This window comes from Xenorhabdus littoralis (assembly GCF_033949345.1).
In the GTDB taxonomy this organism is placed as follows: domain Bacteria; phylum Pseudomonadota; class Gammaproteobacteria; order Enterobacterales; family Enterobacteriaceae; genus Xenorhabdus; species Xenorhabdus littoralis.
This window is the reverse complement of sequence record NZ_VCDP01000058.1, coordinates 93,707-118,736: the sequence shown is the minus strand read 5'-3', so window position 1 is coordinate 118,736 and position 25,030 is coordinate 93,707. Positions and strand designations below refer to the sequence as shown.

19 protein-coding genes are annotated in these 25,030 nt (G+C 42.3%); 9 read left to right on the top strand and 10 right to left on the bottom strand.

From position 1 onward, the window contains the following. Positions 1-10: 10 nt before the first annotated feature. From artJ to FE394_RS14605, 3 genes are all read right to left on the bottom strand, one after another. On the bottom strand, positions 11-748 hold the full coding sequence (gene artJ, locus FE394_RS14615) for an arginine ABC transporter substrate-binding protein (RefSeq protein ID WP_319927094.1): 738 nt from the start codon (positions 746-748) through the stop codon (positions 11-13). Between the two features lie 136 nt (positions 749-884). Further along, entirely contained in the window at positions 885-1,613 is a 729-nt protein-coding gene (gene artP, locus FE394_RS14610; protein WP_319927093.1) for an arginine ABC transporter ATP-binding protein ArtP, read from the bottom strand. 227 nt (positions 1,614-1,840) lie between these two features. Continuing rightward, positions 1,841-2,743, bottom strand: coding sequence for a LysO family transporter (locus FE394_RS14605; RefSeq protein ID WP_319927092.1), 903 nt, complete (start codon positions 2,741-2,743; stop codon positions 1,841-1,843). Between the two features lie 367 nt (positions 2,744-3,110). Between FE394_RS14605 and macA the strand changes: the two genes are divergently transcribed. Both macA and macB read left to right on the top strand, forming a co-directional pair. After that, on the top strand, positions 3,111-4,235 hold the full coding sequence (macA, locus tag FE394_RS14600; RefSeq protein ID WP_319927124.1) for a macrolide transporter subunit MacA: 1,125 nt from the start codon (positions 3,111-3,113) through the stop codon (positions 4,233-4,235). Beyond that, complete coding sequence (gene macB / locus FE394_RS14595) at positions 4,235-6,175, top strand: macrolide ABC transporter ATP-binding protein/permease MacB (protein ID WP_319927091.1); 1,941 nt, start codon at positions 4,235-4,237, stop codon at positions 6,173-6,175. The genes macA and macB overlap by 1 nt, the downstream gene beginning before the upstream one ends. 152 nt (positions 6,176-6,327) lie before the next feature. Here macB and cspD read toward each other — a convergent pair whose 3' ends face one another. Continuing rightward, positions 6,328-6,552, bottom strand: a complete 225-nt coding sequence (cspD, locus tag FE394_RS14590; protein WP_319927090.1) for a cold shock-like protein CspD — start codon at positions 6,550-6,552, stop codon at positions 6,328-6,330. Positions 6,553-6,877: 325 nt separating this feature from the next. Between cspD and clpS the strand changes: the two genes are divergently transcribed. Both clpS and clpA read left to right on the top strand, forming a co-directional pair. Then, positions 6,878-7,198: an ATP-dependent Clp protease adapter ClpS gene (gene clpS / locus FE394_RS14585; protein WP_319927089.1), complete on the top strand. Its 321-nt coding sequence runs from the start codon at positions 6,878-6,880 to the stop codon at positions 7,196-7,198. A gap of 31 nt (positions 7,199-7,229) precedes the next feature. Further along, complete coding sequence (gene clpA, locus FE394_RS14580) at positions 7,230-9,515, top strand: ATP-dependent Clp protease ATP-binding subunit ClpA (protein WP_319927088.1); 2,286 nt, start codon at positions 7,230-7,232, stop codon at positions 9,513-9,515. Positions 9,516-9,579: 64 nt separating this feature from the next. On the opposite strand, the gene infA is transcribed toward clpA, so the two are convergent. The 5 genes from infA to trxB form a co-directional block, all read right to left on the bottom strand. Beyond that, positions 9,580-9,798: a translation initiation factor IF-1 gene (gene infA, locus FE394_RS14575; protein WP_319927087.1), complete on the bottom strand. Its 219-nt coding sequence runs from the start codon at positions 9,796-9,798 to the stop codon at positions 9,580-9,582. Positions 9,799-9,943: 145 nt separating this feature from the next. Beyond that, on the bottom strand, positions 9,944-10,633 hold the full coding sequence (aat, locus tag FE394_RS14570) for a leucyl/phenylalanyl-tRNA--protein transferase (protein ID WP_319927086.1): 690 nt from the start codon (positions 10,631-10,633) through the stop codon (positions 9,944-9,946). Between the two features lie 8 nt (positions 10,634-10,641). Beyond that, a complete protein-coding gene (cydC, locus tag FE394_RS14565) occupies positions 10,642-12,384 on the bottom strand; it encodes a heme ABC transporter ATP-binding protein/permease CydC (protein WP_319927085.1) in 1,743 nt (580 codons plus the stop codon). Between the two features lie 2 nt (positions 12,385-12,386). Continuing rightward, positions 12,387-14,156, bottom strand: coding sequence for a heme ABC transporter permease/ATP-binding protein CydD (gene cydD, locus FE394_RS14560; RefSeq protein WP_319927084.1), 1,770 nt, complete (start codon positions 14,154-14,156; stop codon positions 12,387-12,389). A gap of 103 nt (positions 14,157-14,259) precedes the next feature. Continuing rightward, positions 14,260-15,219: a thioredoxin-disulfide reductase gene (trxB, locus tag FE394_RS14555; protein WP_319927083.1), complete on the bottom strand. Its 960-nt coding sequence runs from the start codon at positions 15,217-15,219 to the stop codon at positions 14,260-14,262. A gap of 635 nt (positions 15,220-15,854) precedes the next feature. Between trxB and lrp the strand changes: the two genes are divergently transcribed. The 5 genes from lrp (at position 15,855) to serS (ending at position 23,272) form a co-directional block, all read left to right on the top strand. Further along, positions 15,855-16,349 (top strand): leucine-responsive transcriptional regulator Lrp, encoded by a 495-nt coding sequence (lrp, locus tag FE394_RS14550; protein WP_004256338.1) that lies wholly within the window; start codon positions 15,855-15,857, stop codon positions 16,347-16,349. A 91-nt stretch (positions 16,350-16,440) separates the two neighbouring features. Next, a complete protein-coding gene (locus FE394_RS14545) occupies positions 16,441-19,842 on the top strand; it encodes a DNA translocase FtsK 4TM domain-containing protein (protein ID WP_419836347.1) in 3,402 nt (1,133 codons plus the stop codon). A gap of 72 nt (positions 19,843-19,914) precedes the next feature. Further along, positions 19,915-20,526 (top strand): outer membrane lipoprotein periplasmic chaperone LolA, encoded by a 612-nt coding sequence (lolA, locus tag FE394_RS14540; RefSeq protein ID WP_319927081.1) that lies wholly within the window; start codon positions 19,915-19,917, stop codon positions 20,524-20,526. A 7-nt stretch (positions 20,527-20,533) separates the two neighbouring features. After that, positions 20,534-21,877 carry a replication-associated recombination protein A gene (locus FE394_RS14535; RefSeq protein ID WP_319927080.1) on the top strand — a complete coding sequence of 448 codons (1,344 nt, stop codon included), beginning with the start codon at positions 20,534-20,536 and terminating at the stop codon, positions 21,875-21,877. A gap of 105 nt (positions 21,878-21,982) precedes the next feature. Further along, the gene (gene serS, locus FE394_RS14530) at positions 21,983-23,272 is read left to right on the top strand and encodes a serine--tRNA ligase (RefSeq protein WP_319927079.1); all 1,290 of its coding nucleotides are present in this window, start codon (positions 21,983-21,985) and stop codon (positions 23,270-23,272) included. A gap of 66 nt (positions 23,273-23,338) precedes the next feature. On the opposite strand, the gene FE394_RS14525 is transcribed toward serS, so the two are convergent. Then, positions 23,339-25,018 (bottom strand): BPSS1780 family membrane protein, encoded by a 1,680-nt coding sequence (locus FE394_RS14525; RefSeq protein WP_319927078.1) that lies wholly within the window; start codon positions 25,016-25,018, stop codon positions 23,339-23,341. Positions 25,019-25,030: the final 12 nt, after the last annotated feature.

The following is a 25,030-nucleotide window of genomic DNA, read 5'->3' as shown; positions in this document are numbered from 1 at the left end:
ACGATTTTGTTTATTGTTCAAACCATTTCTTATAGATAGTTTCATAAGAACCATCTTGCTTTATTTCGTCTAGTGCTTTGTTCAGTTTATCCCGCAATTCAGTATTACCTTTGCGTACTGCAATGCCTAAACCTGTGCCAAAGTAATTTTTGTCTGTCACTTTATCGCCAACCGTGCCTAATTCTTTATTCTTTTTCAGCCATTCATTAACGACGGCCGTATCACCAAATACAGCATCAATACGGCCATTTTTCAGATCAAGGATTGCATTCTGGTAGCTGTCATAAGGGACGGTTTTAATCTCTTTATGTTGTTCCATCAGATATTTCTGGTGAGTCGTACCATTCTGGAGTCCGACTTGCTTACCTTTCAGATCGGCAATGTTGGCAAATTTCCCTTTGATAGCAATGAAAGAGGCTGAGTTATCATAATAGGTATGGGTGAAATCAACCTGTTTTTGGCGCTCAGGTGTAATATCGATACCTGCCATCAGAACATCAAAGCGACGAAATTTCAGGCTGGGAATAAGGCTATCGAAAGCCTGATTGGTGAATGTACACTCAGCATTGAGCTTTGCACATATTGCATTTGTTAAATCGATATCAAATCCCTGAATTTTATTGTTTGCATCAATAAATTCAAATGGAGGATAAGTTGCTTCTGTCGCAAAACGGAGAGTAGTTTTCTCTGCTGCGGTTACTGATAAAGTCACTGCACTCAACAAGGCTGCAAACAATAATTTTTTCATAGCCATATCCTGTTGTTCATGAATATTGTGATTGATAACGGTTGTTGTTTTTCCAATCTGTTATCGATGTATCCCCGTCGGCTTTCAAGTCACTGCTTTGTTGGCTGTGGTATGACTCTGAAATCTATCGGATATATCAGTGTGATAAATAATGGGCAAACGCTGCTGTTTGAGGGCGCATAAAGTGTGTTGCATCACCTTTTTCGATAATGCGTCCTTGTTCCATATATACGACCTGACTTGCTGTTTTACGGGCAAATTCTACTTCATGGGTCACGATAATTTGGGTAATACCGGTTTCTGATAGCTCTTTGATAATACCAACGACTTGAGATGTGATCTCAGGATCAAGTGCAGCAGTCGGTTCATCAAACAGTAGAATCTGGGGTTCCATCATTAACGCCCGGGCAATGGCTACGCGCTGTTGCTGCCCACCTGAAAGATGCAACGGAAAACGACTGGCGAACTCATCCAAACGAAGACGTGAGAGCAGTTTTTCTGCTTTTTCCCGCGCTTGCTGTTTAGATAATTTCAATACCCGGCAAGGTGCTTCAATCAGATTATTCATCACAGTTAAGTGTGGCCACAGATTATATTGTTGGAAGACCATACCGACTTCCTGTCGCAATGCCCGGACTTCTTTGTGGTTAGGTTGTTTTTTGAAGTCAAACTGATGTGTTGCCACATTGAGCTGCCCTGAACGGGGCATTTCCAGTAGATTCAGAACACGCAGTAAAGAACTCTTGCCAGCTCCGCTTGGCCCCAGTAACACAACAGTTTCTCCCGATGTACATTCAAAATCGATATCGAACAGAGCCTGATGCGTACCATAGAAACAATTTATGTTTTTTAATTGAATGCTCATGCGACAAATGTGAATAGTTAATGGTTTGATTGGATATTAATCCCATAAGAATAACTATGCAATAATATCTGCATAAAATTGTTGTTTTCATCAAATTAGTGAATTAACTAATCATATTGTAAATATTTTTTTAGATCGTTTATTATTCTATTTTGATGGATTAGATTGTTTTTTTATCACAAAAAAGTTTTTTTTAGTCATTTTATTCAATGAACCCAAAATACCCCCTATTGGGTAAAAAATGCAATAAATAGAGGCGTCATCAGGCTCAATATAAAACCATGAACGATAGCAGCGGGGACGATCCCTACACCCCCACAGCGCTGTAAGATTGGTAAGGTAAAATCGATTGAAGTCGCTCCGGTTAAACCCAATGCCGTTGAACGATAACGATTCATTAGCATGGGGAGGAGCATAATTGCTACCAGTTCACGAGCCAGATCATTAAAAAACGCAGTGCTGCCAATGACCGAGCCATAAGCGTCGGAGAGTAAGATGCCTGAAAGGGAGTACCAGCCATAACCGGATGCAATGGCAAGGCCCGTTTTAGTCGGCAACCCCAGTAAAAACGCAGCCACAATTCCGCCTGCCAGAGAACTGATGGCAACCACTAGCGCAATAATCGTACCACGGCGATTCAGCAGTGTTTGTTTTAAACTCATACCGTTATTGCGTAATTGAATTCCAACCAGAAACAGTAAAAAAATTAAAGCAATTGAACTGGCTTGGCCGGAAAAATGGAACCATGACCAGCCTGTTAATCCTACAATAAAGCCTAATATCAATGCGCCACATAATTTGGCGGAATCCAACGCCATATGTAATCGGGAAGGGGGAGTTTCCTGTTTGTGTCCGGTGACATGCCATGGATCTCGTTTGTCCAGAAGAAAAAGCGCTAACATATTAGCTACCAAGATACATAGGAAAAATGTTGTCGCATACAGAAGAATAGAAAGTAAATTGCTGCCCAAATTTTCCAGTATGGCAAGGTTGACGCCCATCAGAATAAGAATGACATAAACCATGACACTGAGTAGTCGGTGAACCAAGGATAGCATCGATTTATTATTCAGATGTATAAGGTAGCCTAGAATTAATGGCAGGAGAATTATTAACAATCCTGAATACATGATCCACATCCTTATCCAAATAAGATAACGTTTTTTTATCTAGTCCTAATGAATGAAACCCGTCACAAAGACCAATAAATATAATTAAACAAAATATTCACACTAAAATAACAAACAGGGTAAAGGTAAACATACTGAAATTCAATGCATTTTTTATTTTTTGGGGAAGCAGATGTTGTAAATAAAAATTACGTAAATCCAGTCTGTTAGATGTATTAATAGTTTTATTGTCACCCGAGCCGGAACTCTATCAATTTAACGAATTTGATTTATAAGAAGTATCTCGTTGATAGGATTTGTTGATGTGGTTTACAGTAAATTGGATATTTAGACCTAAGTAGACTTTCCTAACAGTGAGTACCTGTTGATGAATTTTCTCCGTACCAAGCGTTACTGGATTTTTGCAGGGCTAGTCCTGATTGCAGTTGTATCCTTATTGGCCTACTTCTTTAATTATAGCCAGACCATTACGTATCAGACTGATAATGTTATCAGGGGGGATTTTGAACGAAGTGTTCTGGCTACGGGCAAGTTAGATGCAGTCAGTAAGGTTGATGTTGGTGCTCAGGTCAGTGGTCAGTTAAAAGAGCTGCATGTCAAACTGGGTGATAAGGTTAAACAAGGCCAATTATTGGCAATGATTGATCCGCAGACAGCGAAAAATACGGTAGTAGAAACGCAAGAAACAGCAAAATCATTGAGAGCCAATCTGCGTGGGGCACAAGCAGAACTGAAATTGGCTCAGCTCAAAGCAGATCGCCTGAAGCGGCTGTTTAAATCACAAGCCATATCCAGTCAGGAATTAGATGCCAGCATAACCGATGTGTATTCTAAAACTGCCCGCGTTGATGATCTACTTGCGCAACTTAAACAAAATCAGGCCAAACTTGATACTGACAAAACGAATTTGCAATATACCCGTATCACTGCGCCAATAGCGGGTATTGTGACAGATATCAAAACATTTCAAGGGCAAACTGTTATTGCAGCACAACAGGCACCGACTATTCTGACACTGGCAAATCTCGATACGATGATTGTCAATGCAGAAGTATCAGAAGCAGATATTATAAATCTCAAGTCTGGACAAAAAGCATCATTCACTATTCTGGGAGCACCTGAAAAGCAGTTTCATGGTGTTTTAAAAGATATCCTGCCAACTCCATATACCGTGAATAATGCCATCTTCTACTATGCCCGCTTTGAAGTACCGAATCCTGACCATATTTTGCGTCTGCAAATGACTGCTCAGGTGAAAATAGAACTTCAGTCGTTACATAATGTGTTGATGATCCCAATTTCAGCATTGGAGAAGCAGATTTCGTCCACGCAATATGAAGTTAGTGTCCTGTATGATGATCAAAAAGAAGAAAAACGAAAAATTACGGTAGGGGGTTTTAATAACATTGACGTTCAGGTTATTGCCGGGTTGAAAGAAAACGAACGGGTGATCACCAGTCGCAGTAACAGTAATAATGAAGAGGAATCTTGATGACTACGTTACTGGAACTGAAAGGCGTTAGCCGTAGTTACTTTGCCGGAGAAGAACAAGTTGATGCCTTGGATAATATTTCGTTGTCCATCCAGACAGGAGAAATGGTAGCAATTGTTGGCACCTCAGGTTCAGGTAAGTCAACACTGATGAATATACTTGGCTGTCTGGATAAACCCACTAATGGAGAATATTGGGTATCCGGGAAAAATGTTGCTGATTTGGACAGTGATCAATTGGCTGAGTTACGTCGGGAATACTTTGGTTTCATTTTTCAACGTTATCACTTACTGACTCATTTGACTGCTCAGCAGAATCTTGAAATTCCGGCAATTTACGCAGGTACTCCTAAAATACAACGACGCGAGCGTGCTATTGAGCTGCTCAAGAGCCTCGGATTGGGAAATCGCATTAATTATCGGCCAAACCAGCTTTCAGGCGGGCAGCAACAGAGAGTCAGTATTGCCAGAGCACTGATGAATGGCGGGCTGGTTATTCTTGCTGATGAGCCGACAGGAGCATTGGATAGCGCTTCTGGTCAGGAAATGATGGATATCTTGAAGAAGCTTTGTCAGCAAGGGCATACAGTTGTTATTGTTACTCATGACCCGAATGTTGCGGCACAGGCTCAAAGGGTGATTGAAATTAAAGATGGGCATATCATAAACGATGCACGCTCTTCCGAATATCAGGCAACAGCTCATTTCTCCCCTGAGAATGCAAAAAATCCTTCGGTTCAACAAATCTGGGGGCGTTTCAATGAGGCATCATTGATGGCATGGCGTGCCATGATTGTCAATAAAATGCGTACCTTTCTGACGATGCTCGGCATTATTATCGGCATTGCTTCCGTCGTAACAATTTTGGTGATTGGTGATGCGGCAAAGTCAATGGTGTTATCGCATATTAAATCCATTGCAACCAACTCCATCACTATCTATCCCGGGGAAGATTTTGGCAGTAATAATGCTCTGGATATGCAGGCACTAAAATTTATCGATATCTCTGCAATAAAATCCCAGCATTATGTTCAGGCCGTTTCCCCTAAATTGATGAAAAGTGCGCGTTTGCGAAGAGGTAATATTGATGCCAATGCACAGATGTATGGTGTCGGAAGTGAATTTTTTCAGGTATATGCCATGAAATTTGCCCAAGGCATACCTTTTACTCAAGAAATGGTTCACCGACAGGCTCAGGTGGTCGTCATTGATGATAATACACGTAAAAAATTCTTTCCTTATCAGAATGATGTCATAGGCGAAGAGTTACTGTTGGAAAATATGCCTTTAACGGTAATAGGGGTTATTTCCAAGGGACAAAATATGTATGGTGGGGATTCATTACAGATTTGGTTGCCCTACGGTACCATGAATAGCCGCCTTGTAAACCAAAGCTATCTGGATTCGGTTGTTATCAGGGTGAAAGATGGTTACTCAGCCGGAGAAGCAGAAGAAAAACTTAATCAGCTTTTGATATTCCGTCATGGTAAAAAAGACTTTCATATTTACAATATGAATAAAACCATTGAAGCAGTGGATAAAACAACACGGACTCTACAAATATTTTTAACGCTGGTGGCAGTAATATCCTTGATTGTTGGTGGTATTGGCGTGATGAATATTATGTTGGTATCCGTGACAGAGCGTACTCGGGAAATCGGTATTCGTATGGCCGTGGGAGCCAGAACCAGTGACATTATGCAGCAATTTCTTATTGAATCCGTTCTGGTCTGCCTGATTGGGGGAATATTAGGCATTACTCTGTCATACAGTTTGTCTTTGATTGCAAAGTTCATGTTGCCGAAATGGGACTTCGTTTATAACCCCGGTGCATTTATTATCGCCGTTGGATGCTCAACGGCAATCGGAATTATCTTTGGCTTCTTGCCGGCCCGAAATGCCGCTCGCCTTGATCCTATAGAGGCCTTGGCAAGGGAGTAATAAAGCGGCTGAAAAGATGAAGCTGAAAAGATGGAAGGGATAGCGAAGCTCAAATGACACAGTGTCAATAGTACATCAAGGTCAATAGCACGCCACAAATAAGCCCATTGTTTATCTGTGGCGTGAGAATTACGAATTTATAGGGTCATTCTTTATTTTGATTTTGAGCCATCTTCCAGAGGCACAATAAGGCTGGCGTGATTACCTTTGGGGCCTTGGTGAATACTGAAATTCACTTTTTGTCCCGCTTTCAGCGTCCTATAACCATCCATCTGAATAGTTGAATAGTGGGCGAATATATCTTCACCTCCGCTGGTAGGGCAAATAAATCCAAAGCCTTTTGCATTATTGAACCATTTAACAGTACCTGTTTCCATACTTCTCTATCCCTCGTATCACGATTTCGGGTTTAGGAGTCACTAAAAATCTCAAAATATGAACAGAAACCCAGACAGGGCTGGTGTTCATAAAATATACTGTAGTGAAATTCATTACGTCGTCAAGCATATAAACAACGTCAGGCTGTCCCAAATGGCGAAAGTTTGATATAGGTAACGATATCTGATTTTTAAGTGAAATCCTTATTTGTGAATCAAAGATGAGTAAGCAGAGTGCTTCATAAAGTGATAAAAAATATGTAGCAATAGAATGAAATAGTTCATACTAAAATCCAGCGGAAAGTGAATACCCAGCGGAAGAATAATGGCAGAGTTTTATAATGTTTTGAAAACTGAAGAATTTATTGAGGAAGATGCAAAACAAAAACTTCAACCTCCGCCAATGTATAAGGTCGTTCTTAATAACGACGATTATACCCCTATGGAGTTTGTGGTTGACGTATTGCGAAAGTTCTTTTCTTATGATGTTGAACGAGCAACGCAACTAATGCTGGATGTCCATAACGAAGGGAAGGCAGTTTGTGGGATTTATACGGCAGAGGTCGCAGAAACTAAAGCTGCGCAAGTGAACATGTATGCTAAGGAGCACGAGCATCCGTTACTTTGCACGCTAGAAAAGGTCTGATCTGGCTCACTGATTTTAGGAGGAGGTGCTTATGCTCAATCAAGAACTGGAGCTTAGTCTCAACATTGCTTTTGCCAAAGCAAGGGATAACAGGCATGAATTTATGACTGTAGAGCACCTGTTGCTGGCGTTGTTAAGTAACACATCAGCGCGAGAAGCACTGGAGGCTTGTAAAGTCGATTTGGCAATGTTACGCCAAGAATTGGAAAGTTTTATTTCACAAACCACCCCGTTATTGTCTGGAGAGGATGATCGGGATACACAACCCACATTAAGTTTTCAGCGTGTTTTACAGCGCGCAGTATTTCATGTTCAATCCTCGGGACGTTCAGAAGTTTCCGGAGCGAATGTCTTGGTTGCCATTTTTAGTGAACAGGAATCTCAAGCTGCTTATTTGCTGCGTAAGCACGACGTCAGTCGATTGGATATTGTAAATTACATTTCTCATGGAACGCGCAAAGATGAGTCTGATAACGATTCCCACCACAGTATTAATCCCATTCAGGAAGAACAGGTCATCAGTGAAGATCGGCTGGAAAACTTCACAACCAATCTGAATCAATTGGCACAAAAAGGTCAGATTGATCCCCTTGTCGGGCGTCAGCATGAACTGGAAAGAACCGTTCAGGTACTCTGTCGCCGCCGCAAGAATAACCCTCTGTTTGTTGGTGAGTCGGGCGTTGGTAAAACGGCCATTGCCGAAGGGCTTGCATGGCGCATTGTTCAAAGAAATGTTCCCGAGATCATGCAGGACTGTACTATCTATTCTCTGGATATTGGTTCACTGCTGGCTGGTACTAAATATCGCGGTGATTTTGAGAAGCGCTTCAAGGCATTGTTAAAAACCTTAGAGCAAGACAGCAAAAGTATTCTCTTTATTGACGAGATTCATACTATTATCGGTGCTGGTGCAGCTTCAGGTGGTCAGGTGGATGCGGCTAACCTAATTAAACCACTGTTGTCCAGCGGCCGCATTCGGGTCATTGGTTCGACGACTTATCATGAATTCAGCAATATCTTTGAAAAAGATCGGGCGTTGGCTCGTCGGTTTCAGAAGATTGATATTCTTGAGCCTTCGTCTGAAGAAACAGTGCAAATTATCCATGGACTACGTGCTAAGTATGAAGCTCATCATGGCGTCCGTTATACGTCGAAAGCTATTCGTGCGGCTGTTGAGTTATCTGTGAAGTACATTACCGATCGCCATCTGCCGGATAAAGCTATTGATGTTATTGATGAAGCGGGAGCGAAAACAAGATTGGTTCCGGCCAGTCGTCGTAAAAAAACAATTAATGTTGCGGATATTGAATCTGTCGTTGCTCGTATCGCCCGTATCCCAGAAAAAACTGTGTCAGCCAGCGATAAAGATATATTGAGAACACTGGATGACCGTTTGAAAATGTTGGTTTTTGGTCAGGACAGAGCCATCGGTGCATTGACTGAAGCCATTAAAATGAGCCGCGCAGGGTTGGGGCAAGATCATAAACCTGTCGGGTCTTTCTTGTTTGCGGGACCGACTGGGGTCGGTAAAACAGAAGTGACTGTCCAGCTTTCCAAGGTATTGAATATCAAATTATTACGATTTGATATGTCGGAATATATGGAACGCCATACCGTCAGCCGCTTGATCGGTGCTCCTCCGGGTTATGTGGGGTATGATCAGGGAGGGTTGTTGACCGATGCAATTATCAAACACCCGCATTCTGTGCTGTTGTTGGATGAAATTGAAAAGGCTCACCCAGATGTATTCAACTTGTTGCTACAGGTTATGGATAATGGCACATTAACTGACAATAATGGTCGCAAGGCGGATTTCCGTAATGTTATTTTGGTGATGACAACCAATGCAGGGGTACGTGAAATACAGCGTAAATCCATCGGTTTCACTGTTCAGGATAACAGCACGGATGGTATGGAAGAAATCAAACGTATCTTTATGCCTGAATTCCGTAATCGTCTTGATAGTATCATCTGGTTTGATGCACTTTCTTCTGAAGTTATTCAGCAAGTTGTTGATAAATTTATTGTTGAGCTGCAAGCCCAACTGGATGAAAAAGGTGTTTCTCTGGAAATCAGCGCAGATGCTCGCCAATGGTTATGTGATAAAGGTTATGATAAAGCAATGGGAGCACGTCCGATGGCTAGGATTATTCAGGATAACCTCAAAAAACCACTGGCGAATGAGTTGCTGTTTGGTTCGTTAGTGCATGGAGGCTCTGTCAGCATCAATTTGGATAAGGAAAAACGGATGCTGACATACGATTTCAAAAGTACACAGAGTTCAAATAAAAAGAAATCGGAAGATGCCGTTTTATAAGGCTGTATAACCAAGAGTGACACCACAGGTAATATATCACCTGTGGTGTAAAAAGGGGTGCGAATCAGCGGCTACGGAAGACGATGCGCCCTTTGCTCAGGTCATATGGGGTTAGCTCAACTGTAACCTTGTCTCCAGTCAAAATACGAATATAATTTTTACGCATTTTGCCCGAAATGTGAGCAGTAACGACGTGTCCGTTTTCTAATTCGACACGGAACATAGTGTTTGGCAGTGTATCTAACACACAACCTTGCATTTCAATATTGTCTTCTTTGGCCATCTAATCCTCTAAATGTAACAACCATAGTTTTTAACAGGCAAGATAATGCCGAAAAACCCTCATTATGTAAAGGAATGTCGTATTTTAAACCATCATTTTACGCATAATAGATAGCGACATTCCCACCGTAACCCCTAAGGGGTGATTATAAATCCAGCACCTGTGCAGACCAGCAACCTGATTGCAATGATCGTTCTCTTAATTGATAAAGATGCTGAAGGAATTCTTTCCTTTGAATATTTTTGGCACCCAGCGATTCTGTGTGGTGATTTAGTACCTGACAATCAAACAACTGGCCACCATGATGTAAAAAATGGCGATAGAATGCCACAAAAGCACACTTAGACGCATTATCCATTTTGCTGAACATTGATTCACCGCAAAATAGTGTGCCTATACACACGCCGTATAAGCCACCTACAAGTTGGCGTTCATACCAGACTTCAACTGAATGAGCCACACCTTCTTTGTGCAAAGTTTGATAACCGAGCTGAACATCAGACCCGATCCAAGTACCTTCCTGCCGCTGGGCGCAATTATATATTACTTCATCAAAAGCATAGTTTACCGTAATTTGGTAAGGATGTTTTCGAATAAAGCGTCGCAGTGTTCGGCCAGTATGTAATTCACCCGGAATGAGTACTGCCCGGGGATTTGGAGACCACCACAAAGGAGGTTCATTGGGAGAATACCACGGAAAAATACCTTCATGGTAAGCCACCTTTAAACGTTCCGCACTCAAATCGCCCCCGAACGCCAGTAAACCATTGGGTTCTGCTAATGCGTTGGTTGGGTGGGGAAATTTATATGAGTTATCCAGTTGAGCTATCAACATAAAATAAATCACTCCTGCTCAAGATAGCTCTGTCGCTGATAAAATTGATAATAACGACCTTGTTGAGCCAGTAATTCATCATGTTTGCCTTGCTCGATAATTCGTCCTCCATCCATGACACAAATTCGGTCCATATATTGTAAGCCAGTCAGACGGTGGGTAATGGAAATCAATGTCTTGTGCTGGCAATGATGGCGTAACAGCGACAGAATCTGTTGTTCAGTGTCTGCATCGAGTCCTTCAGTTGGTTCGTCTAATAGCATTAAAGGAGCACTGTGTAGCAATGCTCTGGCAATTCCCAAACGGCGTTGTTCCCCACCGGAAAGCTGACGCCCGCCTTCACCCATCCAACAGTTTAGCTTTTCATCAGTGTCTAGCAAGTTCCCTAAACCGACTTGTTTCAGGACGGTTGCTAATTCATCATCACTGGCATTGGGTTTGGCCAATAAAAGATTTTCACGCAAGGTATGGCTGAATACATGTATCCGCTGGGGAACGACAGATATCATTGAACGCAGGGTTGCTTCATCATAGTGGGAAATAGGTCTTTGGTTAAGCTGAATTTCACCATTGTTGACATCCCATGCCCGGGTTAATAATTGCAATAGCGTCGATTTTCCACATCCTGTTTTCCCCAATAACGCAACATGCTCACCTGATTGCAAGGATAGTGAAACATTTTTCAAGACTGGAAGCGGTTGACCAGGATAGGTGAAATCAATATTTTTTATCTCAAGGCTGAGACTATTATTTGCCTCTGGTCCGTGAGCAGGGAAGTTAATTTCTGGTTTCTGGTGCATTAACTGGGAAACACGAGTTGCAGATGAAATAACTTGCCCCATGTGTTGAAATGCGACGGTAACCGGCCCGAGGGCTTCAAAGGCAGCAAGGGCACAGAATGTAAATAGGGCAATTAATGCGCCTGGTTGACTATTTCCTCCAACACCTGCTGCTGTTAACCAAAGTATCAGCGTCACAGTCATGCCTGTGGAAAAAATCATGATGGCTTGTGAAAGTCCTGTCAAACTGGCTTGCTGTTGTTGGCTTCTCAACCAAGCGCTTTCAACTTCTGTCATTGATTGACGAAAACGCTTAAGTGCGCCGAAAACAGTCAATTCAGCCTGTCCCTGCAAGGCGTTGGTGAGTAATGTACGATATTGACCACGCTGTAGAGTGATGTCTCGGCCGTAGGGTTTTCCGGCATGGTAAAAAATAAAAGGTAATATCAGCAGCACTCCTAACATAATACCGCCGAGAGTATAGGCAAGCGTAATATCAAGGAAGCCTAATCCAAAGGTCAGTACTAAAATCACAACAAATGCGGCAAAGACAGGAGAAATTACCCGCAAATAAAGGTGATCCAACGTTTCGACATCAGCAACCAGTCTATTCAGCAGCTCTCCTTGACGAAAACGGGCAATACCTCCCGGAGAAAGCGGCAGAATTTTCTGAAAAGCAAACACACGCAAATGAGCTAATACACGGAATGTGGCATCGTGACTGACAAGTCGCTCGCCATAACGTCCGGCTGTACGGAAAATAGCCGCCCCACGGACACCAGCGGCAGGCAGCATATAGTTAAACGTATATAATCCCGCGAACCCGGCCAAAGCTGTGCCGGAAAGGAACCAACCGGAAAGAGTCAGCAGGCCAATACTGGCTAACAAGGTCACAATCGCCAACACCATACCCAAACTAATGAGCAACCAATGGCGGCGATAGAGTGCGAGAAATGGGAGTAGTATACGCATGATTAAAGCTCCACACTGCGATGAGACAACAGGCGAGAAAATGCGCCTTGAGACTGACTTAAACTCTGATAATCACCTTTCTCAATCAGTAAACCATTTTCCATTACCCAGATCTGGTCATATAACAGTGTTTCTTCCAGTAAGTGAGTAATGAGCAGTGTCGTTTGCTGATGAGATGCCTGATTTAACGCCATCATAACGCGCTGTTCGCTATGGGCATCAAGGCTGGCTGCTGGCTCATCCAACAGCAATAATTGGCAGGGGTTTAGTAATGCTCGTGCTACCGCGATACGCTGGGCTTGCCCGACAGACAAACGAGCGGCATTATCACCCACTACTGTATTGATTCCATCTGGCAAATCACGAACAAACTCACTGACATAAGCTCGTTCCATCACATCATTGATTTGTTCTTGCGTTGCATCATATTGACCGAGACGAATATTATCGAGCAGGGTTTGTTCCGGCAGATGTGGATTTTGCCCAACCCAGCTTAATAGATTACGCCATTCGGTAAGAGCAAGCTCACGCAGTTCAGTGCCGTTAATTTTCAGGGAGCCGTTATAAGGCAGAAATCCTAACAAGACATTGATCAGTGAACTTTTTCCCGCACCGCTTTTTCCAACCAGAGCAATACGCTGATGCTTATCAATTGTGAAATTCAAAGGACCAGCAAGACGATGACCATCGTGGGACATAATTTCCAGTTCGCTGGCTTCAATGGTGACAGGATCTTTATCTGATAGTATTTTCTCGCCGTGGGTTACAGCCTTTTCTCCATCACTGCTAAGCAGAGTGAAAAGTGATTCTGCTGCTCCGATTGCCTGAGCTTTTGCATGATAAAACGTTCCCAGATCGCGCAGAGGCTGAAAAAATTCTGGTGCAAGGATCAACGCAAGGAAACCCGCAAACAACGTAACACCTATTCCGTAGCTGCCAAAATGTAATTCTCCCAGATAGGAAAAACCAAAATAGACGGCAACAACAGCAATGGAAACAGCGGCAAAAAACTCCAATACAGCTGAAGATAAGAATGCCATGCGTAGGACTTCCATTGTTCTGCGGCGAAAACTCTCTGTTGACTTTGTGATCTGCTCAACCTCGGCTGTTCCTCGATGGAACAGTCGCAAGGTATCCAAACCCCGTAAACGGTCAAGAAAATTACCACTTAACCGACTGAGAGCAATAAAATTGCGTTGGTTAGCATCTGCGGCACCTAATCCAACCAGAGCCATAAACAGAGGGATCAGGGGGGCGGTTACAAGTAGAATTAACCCTGCGGCCCAGTTAATTGGAAACACAGTCATCAGGATTAAAATGGGGATTATGGCTGCAAGGGTCATTTGAGGCAGATAGCGGGAGTAAAAATCCTGCATATCTTCGATTTGCTCCAGAATAATGGTTGCCCAGCTTCCTGCCGGCTTTCCCTTAACCCAAACCGGCCCCAATTGCTCCAATTTATCTAATACCATACTGCGGATTTGCTGGCGCACAACCTGACCACAGATAAAACCGACACGTTCCCGGATTGCATTAATGATTGCCCGCAATGTGAACGTAGCTGCCAGCAGCAGAAATTGATTGATAAGATTTTCGCGGGGAACATTATCCATAATCAGGGACTGGAGGATTGAAGCTAGGAGCCAAGCTTGAGAGATAATAAGTAATCCACCGATTAGACCGAGTAGCATAGATAAGCGAAGCCACCGACGGGCAGGAGCGCTTTGCTGCTTAAGCCATCGGACAAGTTCAGATTGTCTTGTTTTGTCCATAAGAAAAATTTCTGATTAGCTGGTGATGATACTGAATATCAAAACAAGCATTATATTACCTGTAAAAAAGCGCTATCGAAATAGCGCTTTTAAGGGAGATGGATTATTTAGTTACCAATCCGTCGAGGAAACGTTCAGCATCCAGTGCAGCCATACAGCCTGTTCCTGCTGATGTGATAGCTTGACGATATACATGATCCATCACATCTCCGGCAGCAAAGATCCCCGGGATGGAGGTCTGGGTTGCATTACCGTGCAATCCAGATTGGACTTTGAGATATCCGCCTTCCAATTCAAGCTGACCGTCAAAGATACCCGTATTCGGGCTGTGTCCGATGGCGATGAAAACACCAGTGACATCCAGTTCTTCAGTATTGTCACTATTCGTATCGCGCATACGAACACCTGTAACACCCATATCATCGCCCAGAACTTCATCCAGAGTCCGATCAGTATGCAGGATGATATTGCCGTTCTTGACCTTGTCCATCAGACGGTCAATCAGGATCTTTTCTGAACGGAAAGTATCGCGGCGATGAATCAGATGAACTTCAGAAGCGATATTGGCTAAATACAGAGCTTCTTCAACGGCTGTATTACCACCACCTACTACAGCAACTTTTTGTTTACGATAGAAAAAACCATCGCATGTTGCACAGGCTGATACGCCCCGACCTTTGAAAGCGTCTTCCGAAGGTAATCCGAGATAACGGGCAGAAGCACCTGTCGCGATGATCAACGCATCACAGGTATATTCCTGATCATCCCCATATAAACGGAATGGTCTGTTTGAGAAATCAACTTTCTGAATATGATCAGAAATGATGTCAGTTTGAAATTTTTCAGCATGTTGGAACATACGATCCATCAAATCTGGTCCAGTGAGCCCTTCAGGATCGCCCGGCCAGTTTTCAACTTCAGTCGTGGTGGTCAATTGGCCGCCTTTTTCAACCCCAGTAATGAGAACGGGGTTTAAGTTAGCGCGGGCTGCGTAAACTGCAGCAGTATAACCAGCAGGACCTGAGCCAAGAATGATGAGTTTACTGTGTTTGGCTGTGCTCATGAATACCTCATTTCCATTATAGCGTATTGCGGATTTAGGGATTGTAGGAGAAATAATAAGTTAAAAAAAGCGATTATCAGATAAAATATTCATGTTATTAACGATTTTACCGATAGATAGTAACTATGATGTAATCGAAATATCAGAAGAGATTACTTAATCTTCTGAATTGAGCATAATTTATCCTATTTAGGTGCGAAACAAGCTACCGAAACGATTTACTGAAAATTTGTTTGGTAGGTTGTTCTGATTTTTGTTCATTTGCTTTGACAATCGGCTGTGCATTTGCGAAAACATCTGTGTAAGAGATAATTATCTACCTCGCTAATCAATTGTTTCTATAGAATAGACAAATTAGAGTGGGTGATTTTCTCATAGAATATTAAAAACTGCCGTTAAGCTACTTTCTGAAAGATGTAATGTTTTGGGAGATAATGTTCCGGAAAAATGGTTTCTGATAAGTCGTGCTTTAGTAAACCGACATTCTGGAAGACAGTATTCTGGAAAATTACAGTAGGTCTCAAGCATTGGTTACAGATTGAGCTTTACTTTTGAAGACATCTTTTCCAGCTCAACCGCTTGAAAGAGGTAGGGAAAATGTTATGGGTGTAGGAATATAAAGAGAGAGCAATAAGATGATTGATAATAAGAAGCGTCCAGGAAAAGATCTTGACCGCATAGACCGTAATATCCTTAACGAGTTGCAAAAAGACGGCCGTATTTCTAACGTAGAGTTATCCAAGCGGGTTGGTTTATCACCAACACCTTGTCTGGAACGAGTACGTCGCTTAGAGCGTCAGGGTTTTATCTCTGGCTATACCGCTTTACTGAATCCTCATTACTTGGATGCATCATTGCTGGTATTCGTTGAAATTACGTTAAATCGTGGTGCAGCAGATGTATTTGAACAATTTAATACGGCTGTCCAGAAACTGGAAGAAATCCAAGAATGTCATTTAGTTTCTGGTGATTTTGACTACTTGCTGAAAACGCGTGTGCCTGATATGTCTGCATATCGTAAATTGCTGGGCGAAACTTTGCTGCGTCTTCCGGGTGTTAACGATACCCGTACTTATGTTGTGATGGAAGAAGTGAAACAGAGTAATCGCTTAGTGATTAAGACTCGTTAAGCTTTGCCTAAAATGTACAGATGCAAAACAGGAAAAACTTAGGTACACTCCTGTGTATGCATACAGTTTCAACGCTGAGCCACCCTCAGCGTTGTTCCGTTTAATCAACAGGAAAACACCTGGAGATCCTTTCTTGAACCAGGAATATACAGAAGACAAACGCATTAAATTAAAGAAAATAAGCAGTGGCCGTCGGCTTCTGGAAGCCGTTCTGTTGGTTATTGCTATTTGCGCTGTGTACTTGATGGTAGCACTTGTCAGTTTCAATTCATCCGATCCGAGTTGGTCACAAACGTCGTGGCATGAACCAGTTCATAATTGGGGTGGCAGTGTTGGAGCTTGGCTGTCAGACACATTATTCTCGGCATTTGGTATTCTTGCCTATGCAGTCCCTCCGTTGATGTTTTTAGGCTGTTGGAATGCTTTCCGTCAGAAAGATAGGCAAGAGTACGTTGATTTCTTCACACTTGCATTACGCGTCATTGGTGCTTTAGCTCTGGTACTGACTTCATGTGGTTTAGCCGCACTCAATATTGATGATTTTGATGACTTTGCTGCTGGTGGTGTCATCGGTAATTTATTCAGTAACGCAATCCTGCCGTGGTTCAATATCCTTGGTGCAACATTGGCTCTGCTTGGTGGCTGGGCTGTTGGATTCACTCTTTTTACGGGATGGTCATGGCTTATTATTGCAGAAAAAATGGGTGCAATTATTCTGGATTCGCTCAGTGCTGTGGTAAATCGCGGCCGCAATGCAGCAGAGTATGACGATGAGGAGTCAGAAGACTCAGACGATTCTGAAGATTCGGAAGATAAAGTGATTTCGGACCTTTCAGCCAGTGAGCAGAAACGGACTGAGCATGCTGATAAATTTGATAAAGTTGAAATAACCAATCAATCTGTTGCCACTAAAACAATCGACGTAGATGAAGACGATGTATTGCTGATGGCTCCAACAATAGTTGAATTGGCCAATACAGATTCAGCGGTGTCCGTTGTCTCGCCTCCTGACATGAATAACACTCCTGACATGGATGATTTGCCTTACATAAATGATAGTAATGGTAGTGAACAGGCGATAGAAACCTCATCAGAACACGTACAAGAGAAATTAGAGCAGGTAGTTGAAGAACAGGAACAAGATCCTGTTCGTTATACATTTGAATTACCCGCTGATTATCAATCGGATACGGAATCCGAATCTGTAAGCCTTCCGCAGACTATTCCACAGACTATTAACGATAATTCCGGCCTGACCCATACGGAGACAGATATCGCCACCTCTACGGTGACGATTAAAAATCCTCAGGTCAAACAGGGTATTGGCCCTGAAATGCCTCGTCCTAACCCAGTCAGGATACCGACTCGTCGAGAGTTATATGGTATCAAAGTACCTTCTCATCGTTTGGCGGAACATCTGCAACGAGAAGAAAAAGAAAAACAAAATGAGCTGATTGCAGAATCTAATGAACAGCAAATGGATGAGCAACAACAAGATATTCTACGTCAGCAATTCCTTGAGCAACAACGTGAACGCTATGGTTCCTATTTTGAAGCGGAGAATAAAGAACCGCGTGCAGAAGATACGTCAATATATAGACAATCAACATCAGCCGCATTTACGGAAAATAGCACAGACAATACAGACAACAGTATAGATGAACGGGAAGCGCAGGAAGAAAACTTGCGAATAGCGTTTGAGCAGCAGCAACGTGAACGTTATCAAGCAAATCAGCCTGATGTTTCAACGCCTAATGTTTCAACACCTAATGTTTCAACACCCGTTTCCATGCAAGATAAAGAACTGGGATCTAATTATTTTTCTCAGATTGAAGATCTTGGAGAGCCTGAACCGAAAAAAATAATTCCGGTTTCTGCTTCCCATGAACCGAGAGTTCAGCATACTTTTGCGCAGCAACCGCAGCAACCGCAGCAACCGCAGCAACCGCAGCAAGATAGTTTGTTCCATCCATTTTTAATACGCAATGATCAGCCATTGCCAAAATCAACGACGCCAATGCCTTCGTTAGATCTTCTGGCAGAACCGCCAGCAGAAGAAGAACCCGTTGATATGTTTGCTCTTGAGCAGATATCCCGTTTGATTGAAGCGCGTTTGAATGATTATCGTGTCAAAGCGGATGTTGTTGGATTCTCTCCTGGCCCTGTAATTACACGATTTGAACTGGATTTAGCTCCGGGGGTTAAAGCCTCCCGAATTTCCAATTTATCACGTGACTTGGCGCGTTCACTTTCAGCGGTGGCGGTTCGTATAGTAGAAGTAATCCCGGGTCAACCTTATGTTGGGCTGGAATTACCTAACAAGAAACGCCAGACCGTTTATCTGCGGGAAGTGCTGGACTGTGAAAAATTCAGGGATAACCCATCACCCTTGACTATCGTTCTTGGTAAAGATATTGCAGGCCAGCCAGTTGTGGCTGACTTGGGTAAAATGCCTCACTTGCTGGTCGCAGGGACAACAGGATCGGGTAAATCGGTGGGGGTTAATGCCATGATCCTCAGCATTCTGTATAAAGCAAAACCAGAAGATGTTCGCTTTATCATGATCGATCCGAAAATGCTTGAATTATCGGTTTATGAGGGTATTCCACACTTATTGACTGAAGTTGTTACAGACATGAAAGATGCAGCCAACGCATTGCGCTGGTGTGTGAATGAAATGGAACGACGATATAAGCTGATGTCAGCTTTGGGTGTGCGTAATCTTGCAGGATATAACGATAAGATAAAACTAGCAGAAAACATGGGGCGGCCAATCCCTGATCCATTCTGGAAACCGGGTGATAGTATGGAAGCAACACATCCTGTACTGAAAAAAGAGCCTTACATTGTTGTTATGGTCGATGAATTTGCCGACTTGATGATGACTGCCGGGAAGAAAGTGGAAGAGTTAATTGCGCGTTTAGCCCAGAAAGCGCGAGCAGCCGGTATCCATTTGGTATTGGCAACACAGCGTCCTTCTGTTGATATCATTACCGGGTTGATTAAGGCAAATATTCCGACACGTATTGCATTTACCGTTTCCAGTAAAATAGATTCCCGTACCATTCTTGATCAGGGTGGAGCAGAATCATTGCTTGGTATGGGTGATATGCTTTATCTTGCACCAAACTCTTCTATTCCTGTACGTGTTCATGGCGCATTTGTCCGTGATCAAGAAGTTCACGAGGTAGTGAATGACTGGAAAGCTCGTGGGCGTCCTCAATATATTGATAGTATTATCAAAGGGGGAGAAGACGGTGAAGGGGGGGTAGGGTTTGATAGCGATGAAGAACTAGATCCTCTGTTTGATCAAGCGGTCGAATTTGTGACCGAAAAACGTCGGGTTTCTATTTCCGGTGTACAACGTCAATTCCGCATCGGATATAACCGGGCAGCTCGGATTGTTGAACAGATGGAAGCACAACAGATTGTCAGTGTGCCTGGGCATAATGGTAATCGTGAAGTTTTGGCACCTCCGCCGCACGAACGTTAATCAGCATGGTTAAAGGCAGTAAAATTTCAGCCTTTAACGCAGGTAATAATACGAATTGAAGGTATCTCGCACATGAAAAAACTGGTGTTGATTGGTTGTCTGATGATGAGTGTGAGTGTAGGTTCTGCATGGGCTGATGCTACACAGGATCTGCAAGGGCGTTTGGGAAAAGTAAATAGTTTTCATGCCAGTTTTACTCAAACAGTCTCCAGTAATGACGGTTCAACGATCCAAAAAGGAGAAGGTGAACTTTGGATAAAACGCCCTAATCTATTTAACTGGCACATGACGTCGCCTGATGAAAGCGTTTTGGTTTCCGATGGTAAAACCTTGTGGTTTTATAATCCCTTCGTTGAGCAGGTGACAGCGAACTGGTTAAAAGATGCAACGGGAAATACGCCATTTATGCTAATCGCGCGTAATGATCCTGCGGACTGGAAACAGTACAAAGTTGTGCAAAGCGGTAATAATTTTGAACTGGTGCCTGATAGCAACAATGGTAATTTAAAACATTTTTCAATTACCGTGACGCCAGCAGGAACTATCCAAAAATTTACGGCTGTTGAACAAGATGGGCAAAAAAGCGCCTATCAATTAAAAGGTCAGCAAAACACCAGCGTAGATGCGGCAAAATTCAAATTTACTGTACCAGAAGGTGTGACGCTGGATGATCAGCGCCAGTGAGGTTTAAGTGAACAATCTTTCTCTCGATTTTTCACAGAATGAGTTTCAGCCATTGGCCGCAAGAATGCGGCCAGTTACATTAGAGCTTTATATTGGCCAGCAACATTTATTGGCAGAAGGAAAGCCTTTACCAAGAGCGATTCGTGCTGGTCATCTCCATTCCATAATTTTGTGGGGGCCACCCGGAACAGGTAAAACCACACTGGCTGAAATTATTGGTTACTATGCACAAGCTGATATTGAACGAATCTCGGCAGTGACATCCGGTATTAAAGAAATTCGTGAATCAATAGAAAAAGCACGTCAAAATCGTAATGCAGGGCGCAGAACCATCTTATTTGTCGATGAAGTTCATCGATTTAATAAAAGCCAGCAAGATGCGTTTTTACCGCATATTGAAGATGGCACGATCACATTTATTGGTGCAACGACTGAAAATCCTTCTTTCGAATTAAATTCGGCATTACTGTCTCGTGCTCGTGTCTACTTATTGAAATCACTCACAACAGCAGAAATTGAGCAAGTGCTTGTTCAGGCCATGAACGATAAAGAGCGTGGCATTGGTGGGCAAAATATCGTATTACCGGACAACACCCGCCAAATGATAGCAGAACTCGTGGCGGGAGATGCACGTCGCTCATTGAACTTGCTGGAAATGATGTCAGACATGGCAGAAACCAATGCACAGGGACTGCGAGTTCTGACACCGGAGCTGTTGAAAGAAGTGAGTGGGGAGAGGAGTGCGCGGTTTGATAATAAAGGCGATCGATATTACGATTTAATTTCTGCCTTGCATAAATCAATTCGTGGCTCATCACCTGATGCTGCACTTTACTGGTATGCCCGAATCATTACTGCTGGCGGAGATCCACTCTACGTTGCTCGTCGGTTACTTGCTATTGCTTCTGAAGATGTAGGAAATGCTGATCCACGTGGAATGCAGGTCGCAATTGCTGCATGGGATTGTTTTACTCGCGTGGGAGCGGCAGAAGGAGAACGGGCGATTGCCCAAGCGATTGTTTATCTTGCGTGTGCACCGAAAAGCAATGCGGTATATGTCGCATTCAAAGCAGCAATGGCGGATGCAAAAGATAAACCTGATTACGATGTTCCTGCCCATCTGCGTAATGCCCCAACTCATTTGATGAAAGAGATGGGATTTGGTGAAGCTTATCGTTATGCTCATGACGAACCAAATGCTTATGCTGCCGGTGAAGTTTATTTCCCATCAGAAATGAAACAAACACGTTATTATTACCCGGCAGCCAGAGGGCTGGAAAGTAAAATTGGTGAAAAATTAAACTGGCTGGTGGAACAGGATCAAAATAGCCCGATAAAACGCTATCGTTAATCTTATTGATACGGTAAGGTTTATATCCAATAGATTTGACTATGTTATTCTCAATAACAAGTTTCTCAATAACAACTTTTCAATAACAACAAACACAGGACTAGCATGCTCGATCCAAATATGCTGCGTAATGAGCTAGACGCAGTCGCCGAAAAACTGGCTCGCAGGGGTTATACCCTTGATGTGGAGACGCTGCGCAAACAAGAAGAGCGCCGCAAAGTTTTACAAGTTGAAACTGAAACCCTGCAGGCAGAACGTAATTCCCGATCGAAAACTATTGGTGCAGCGAAAGCCCGTGGTGAAGATATTGAACCACTGCGTCAGGAAGTGAATCAGTTGGGAGAAAAACTGGATTCGGCAAAAGCTGAACTGGAAACGTTGCAGGCTGAGATCCGTAATCTCGCATTAAGCATGCCGAATATTCCTGATGATGCTTCTCCTGATGGAAAAGATGACAGTGATAACCTTGAAATTAGCCGTTGGGGTGAGCCTCGTCAATATGACTTTGAAGTCAAAGATCATGTATCACTGGGTGAACTGGCAGGTGGGCTTGATTTTGCTGCCGCAGTTAAATTAACGGGTTCACGTTTCGTAGTAATGAAAGGGCAGATTGCTCGTCTGCACCGTGCTATCGCACAGTTCATGCTGGATTTGCATACTGAACAGCATGGTTATCTGGAAACTTATGTCCCTTATTTAGTGAACCATGATAGTTTGTACGGTACAGGTCAATTACCTAAATTTGGTGAAGATTTGTTCCACACCAGACCGTTGGAAGAAGAAACTACCAGCAATTATGCTTTGATCCCGACGGCGGAAGTACCAGTTACTAACTTGGTTCGTGATGAAATTCTGGATGAAAGTGCATTGCCACTGAAAATGACGGCCCACACACCTTGCTTCCGTTCTGAAGCCGGTTCTTACGGACGAGATACTCGTGGTCTGATCCGTATGCACCAGTTTGATAAAGTTGAGTTGGTGCAAATTGCCCACCCAGAAAAATCCATGGAAGCACTGGAAGAATTGACGGGTCATGCTGAAAAAGTGTTGCAGTTACTGAACCTGCCTTACCGCAAGATGTTACTGTGTACTGGTGATATGGGAGCAAGTGCAAGAAAAACTTACGATCTGGAAGTTTGGTTACCAGCCCAGAATACTTACCGTGAAATCTCATCTTGCTCGAATATGTGGGACTTCCAGGCTCGCCGTATGCAAGCACGTTTCCGCGCTAAGGATGACAAAAAACCTCAGTTGGTACATACACTGAATGGTTCTGGTTTGGCGGTAGGCCGTACTTTGGTTGCTGTAATGGAAAACTATCAGCAGACAGATGGCCGTATCGGAATTCCAGAAGTATTGCGCCCTTATATGAACGGATTGGAATATATTGGCTAATAATCTGCATTCTTAATAAAAAAAGCGCCAAATAATGGCGCTTTTTTTATTAGTAAATATCACGGGTTAATTTGTTATAACCATTTCATCTTTCTTGTTTTCTTGCGCATAAAAAACACTGCGATAAGACGTATAATAAGTCGCTATATACAGTGACTTGATAAACAGCGCTCCTATGATGGGAGGAATGAAGGAAACGAAGAAGAATGTAGTCATAAATAAGCAGAAGAGTAGACAGACAAAGAAATTTTTTCTTACCGCATTCAGACTCATTAGAATGGCATTACTGAGTTTTAAGTTATTACAAGTTACTAAAGCAGGAACGAACCAGAAACATGCTGTGCTTACAAGCATAAAAAGCGACATAATTCCAAAAGATACTATAAATGTAGTATCGCTATACGCTAATATTTCCAATGCAGGAATTTCAGGATTATAGAGTAGATTTAGAAAACTCTGGATAAACCAGTATTCATTAATGTGGTTTATAGTAACGTTTTCATTGATATGGCTTGTTAAAATAAGACCTACATTTTTTATCCCCCAAGCTATTATGCCGATAGTAAGTAGTAAACCAAATTTCTGTTTGAAGCCTGAAAAAAGTAATTCAAATTCAAATTTACCTGTAGTGACTTGTTTTTGACAAATAGCAATAAAGCCAGCGATAAATACAGGTTCCAATAAATCAGGGAGAATAAAATTGATATAAGTAATACTTTTCAGAGAGAATATAATAAAATTATAGAATATTATCGTCAGTATCCACAGAATAAATTTTCCCATGACTAAATCCCAGGCTTTTCCTATCCAGATAACTGAGGTGGAAACATCAACAGATTGAGCTTGAGAAATAAATATTTCTTGTTTTTTGATGAATTTTTGACGTGCTAACTTATCCACTATGTTTTTTTGGGGATGAGTAATATTGGTGGAGTCTATTAATTGTTCAGCATTTTTATCATATTGGTAAAAAACACTGCGATAAGAAGAATAATGTGTTGCTGCATAGAGAGGTAAAGTAAATAAAAGCCCAATGAGTAGAACTAAGAGTGAGGAATATATCAAAAGATAGAGACATAAAAAGAAGATAACTCCTTGCCAAAAGTTTTTTCTTACTGCACTGAGACTGGTTTTTATAGCTTTTATTGCACTGAAATTATTAATAATAATTAACGCAGGAGCAAACCAAGAACATGCCAGAGATAGAATAAAGGAAAGTGCATAACTGAAAAAATGGATGAGAGCAATGTATCTATTATCTTGTTCGTCGTAATCTGGATCATAGAAGAAAATTTTTGCCACATTAATATCAATATCAGGATTGATTATAAGAATAAACGAACCTAGAATTTTTATTCCTGATGCGATTATACCGACAGTTATTAATGATATTAATTTATTTTCAAAGCCATAAAATAGCAAACTAAATTCAAACCGGCCAGTTGTCCTTTGTTTTTCACAAACCATAACTACACCAGCAAGGAGTACAGGCTCGAGTAAACCTATCAGAAAAAGGCTGATGAAATAAGGCAAATAACTAACAGATAATATGATTAGCGAATAGGTAAGTCCGAGCAATACCCACATACCTAACTGAGCTGATATAAGATACCCCCATACATCACCAATCCAAAGTATAGCTTCTTTTACACTCATTGATTGAGCGTTGGGAATAAAGGTAAATTGCCTGTTAGAGCAGGTGCTGGGTATATATTCTGGGACAGGTTGATTATTTTGATTATCCATTTTTTTAAAATC

What these genes read in the sequence shown, in the direction of transcription:
- aat (WP_319927086.1), bottom strand. Translation starts at nt 10,633, where the DNA reads ATGTTGATAGCTCAACTGGATAACTCATATAAATTTCCCCACCCAACC.
- lolA (WP_319927081.1), top strand. Translation starts at nt 19,915, where the DNA reads ATGAAAAAACTGGTGTTGATTGGTTGTCTGATGATGAGTGTGAGTGTA.
- macB (WP_319927091.1), top strand. Translation starts at nt 4,235, where the DNA reads ATGACTACGTTACTGGAACTGAAAGGCGTTAGCCGTAGTTACTTTGCC.
- artJ (WP_319927094.1), bottom strand. Translation starts at nt 748, where the DNA reads ATGAAAAAATTATTGTTTGCAGCCTTGTTGAGTGCAGTGACTTTATCA.
- artP (WP_319927093.1), bottom strand. Translation starts at nt 1,613, where the DNA reads ATGAGCATTCAATTAAAAAACATAAATTGTTTCTATGGTACGCATCAG.
- cydD (WP_319927084.1), bottom strand. Translation starts at nt 14,156, where the DNA reads ATGGACAAAACAAGACAATCTGAACTTGTCCGATGGCTTAAGCAGCAA.
- cydC (WP_319927085.1), bottom strand. Translation starts at nt 12,384, where the DNA reads ATGCGTATACTACTCCCATTTCTCGCACTCTATCGCCGCCATTGGTTG.
- lrp (WP_004256338.1), top strand. Translation starts at nt 15,855, where the DNA reads ATGATTGATAATAAGAAGCGTCCAGGAAAAGATCTTGACCGCATAGAC.
- clpS (WP_319927089.1), top strand. Translation starts at nt 6,878, where the DNA reads ATGGCAGAGTTTTATAATGTTTTGAAAACTGAAGAATTTATTGAGGAA.
- serS (WP_319927079.1), top strand. Translation starts at nt 21,983, where the DNA reads ATGCTCGATCCAAATATGCTGCGTAATGAGCTAGACGCAGTCGCCGAA.
- macA (WP_319927124.1), top strand. Translation starts at nt 3,111, where the DNA reads ATGAATTTTCTCCGTACCAAGCGTTACTGGATTTTTGCAGGGCTAGTC.
- clpA (WP_319927088.1), top strand. Translation starts at nt 7,230, where the DNA reads ATGCTCAATCAAGAACTGGAGCTTAGTCTCAACATTGCTTTTGCCAAA.
- infA (WP_319927087.1), bottom strand. Translation starts at nt 9,798, where the DNA reads ATGGCCAAAGAAGACAATATTGAAATGCAAGGTTGTGTGTTAGATACA.
- trxB (WP_319927083.1), bottom strand. Translation starts at nt 15,219, where the DNA reads ATGAGCACAGCCAAACACAGTAAACTCATCATTCTTGGCTCAGGTCCT.
- FE394_RS14605 (WP_319927092.1), bottom strand. Translation starts at nt 2,743, where the DNA reads ATGTATTCAGGATTGTTAATAATTCTCCTGCCATTAATTCTAGGCTAC.
- FE394_RS14525 (WP_319927078.1), bottom strand. Translation starts at nt 25,018, where the DNA reads ATGGATAATCAAAATAATCAACCTGTCCCAGAATATATACCCAGCACC.
- cspD (WP_319927090.1), bottom strand. Translation starts at nt 6,552, where the DNA reads ATGGAAACAGGTACTGTTAAATGGTTCAATAATGCAAAAGGCTTTGGA.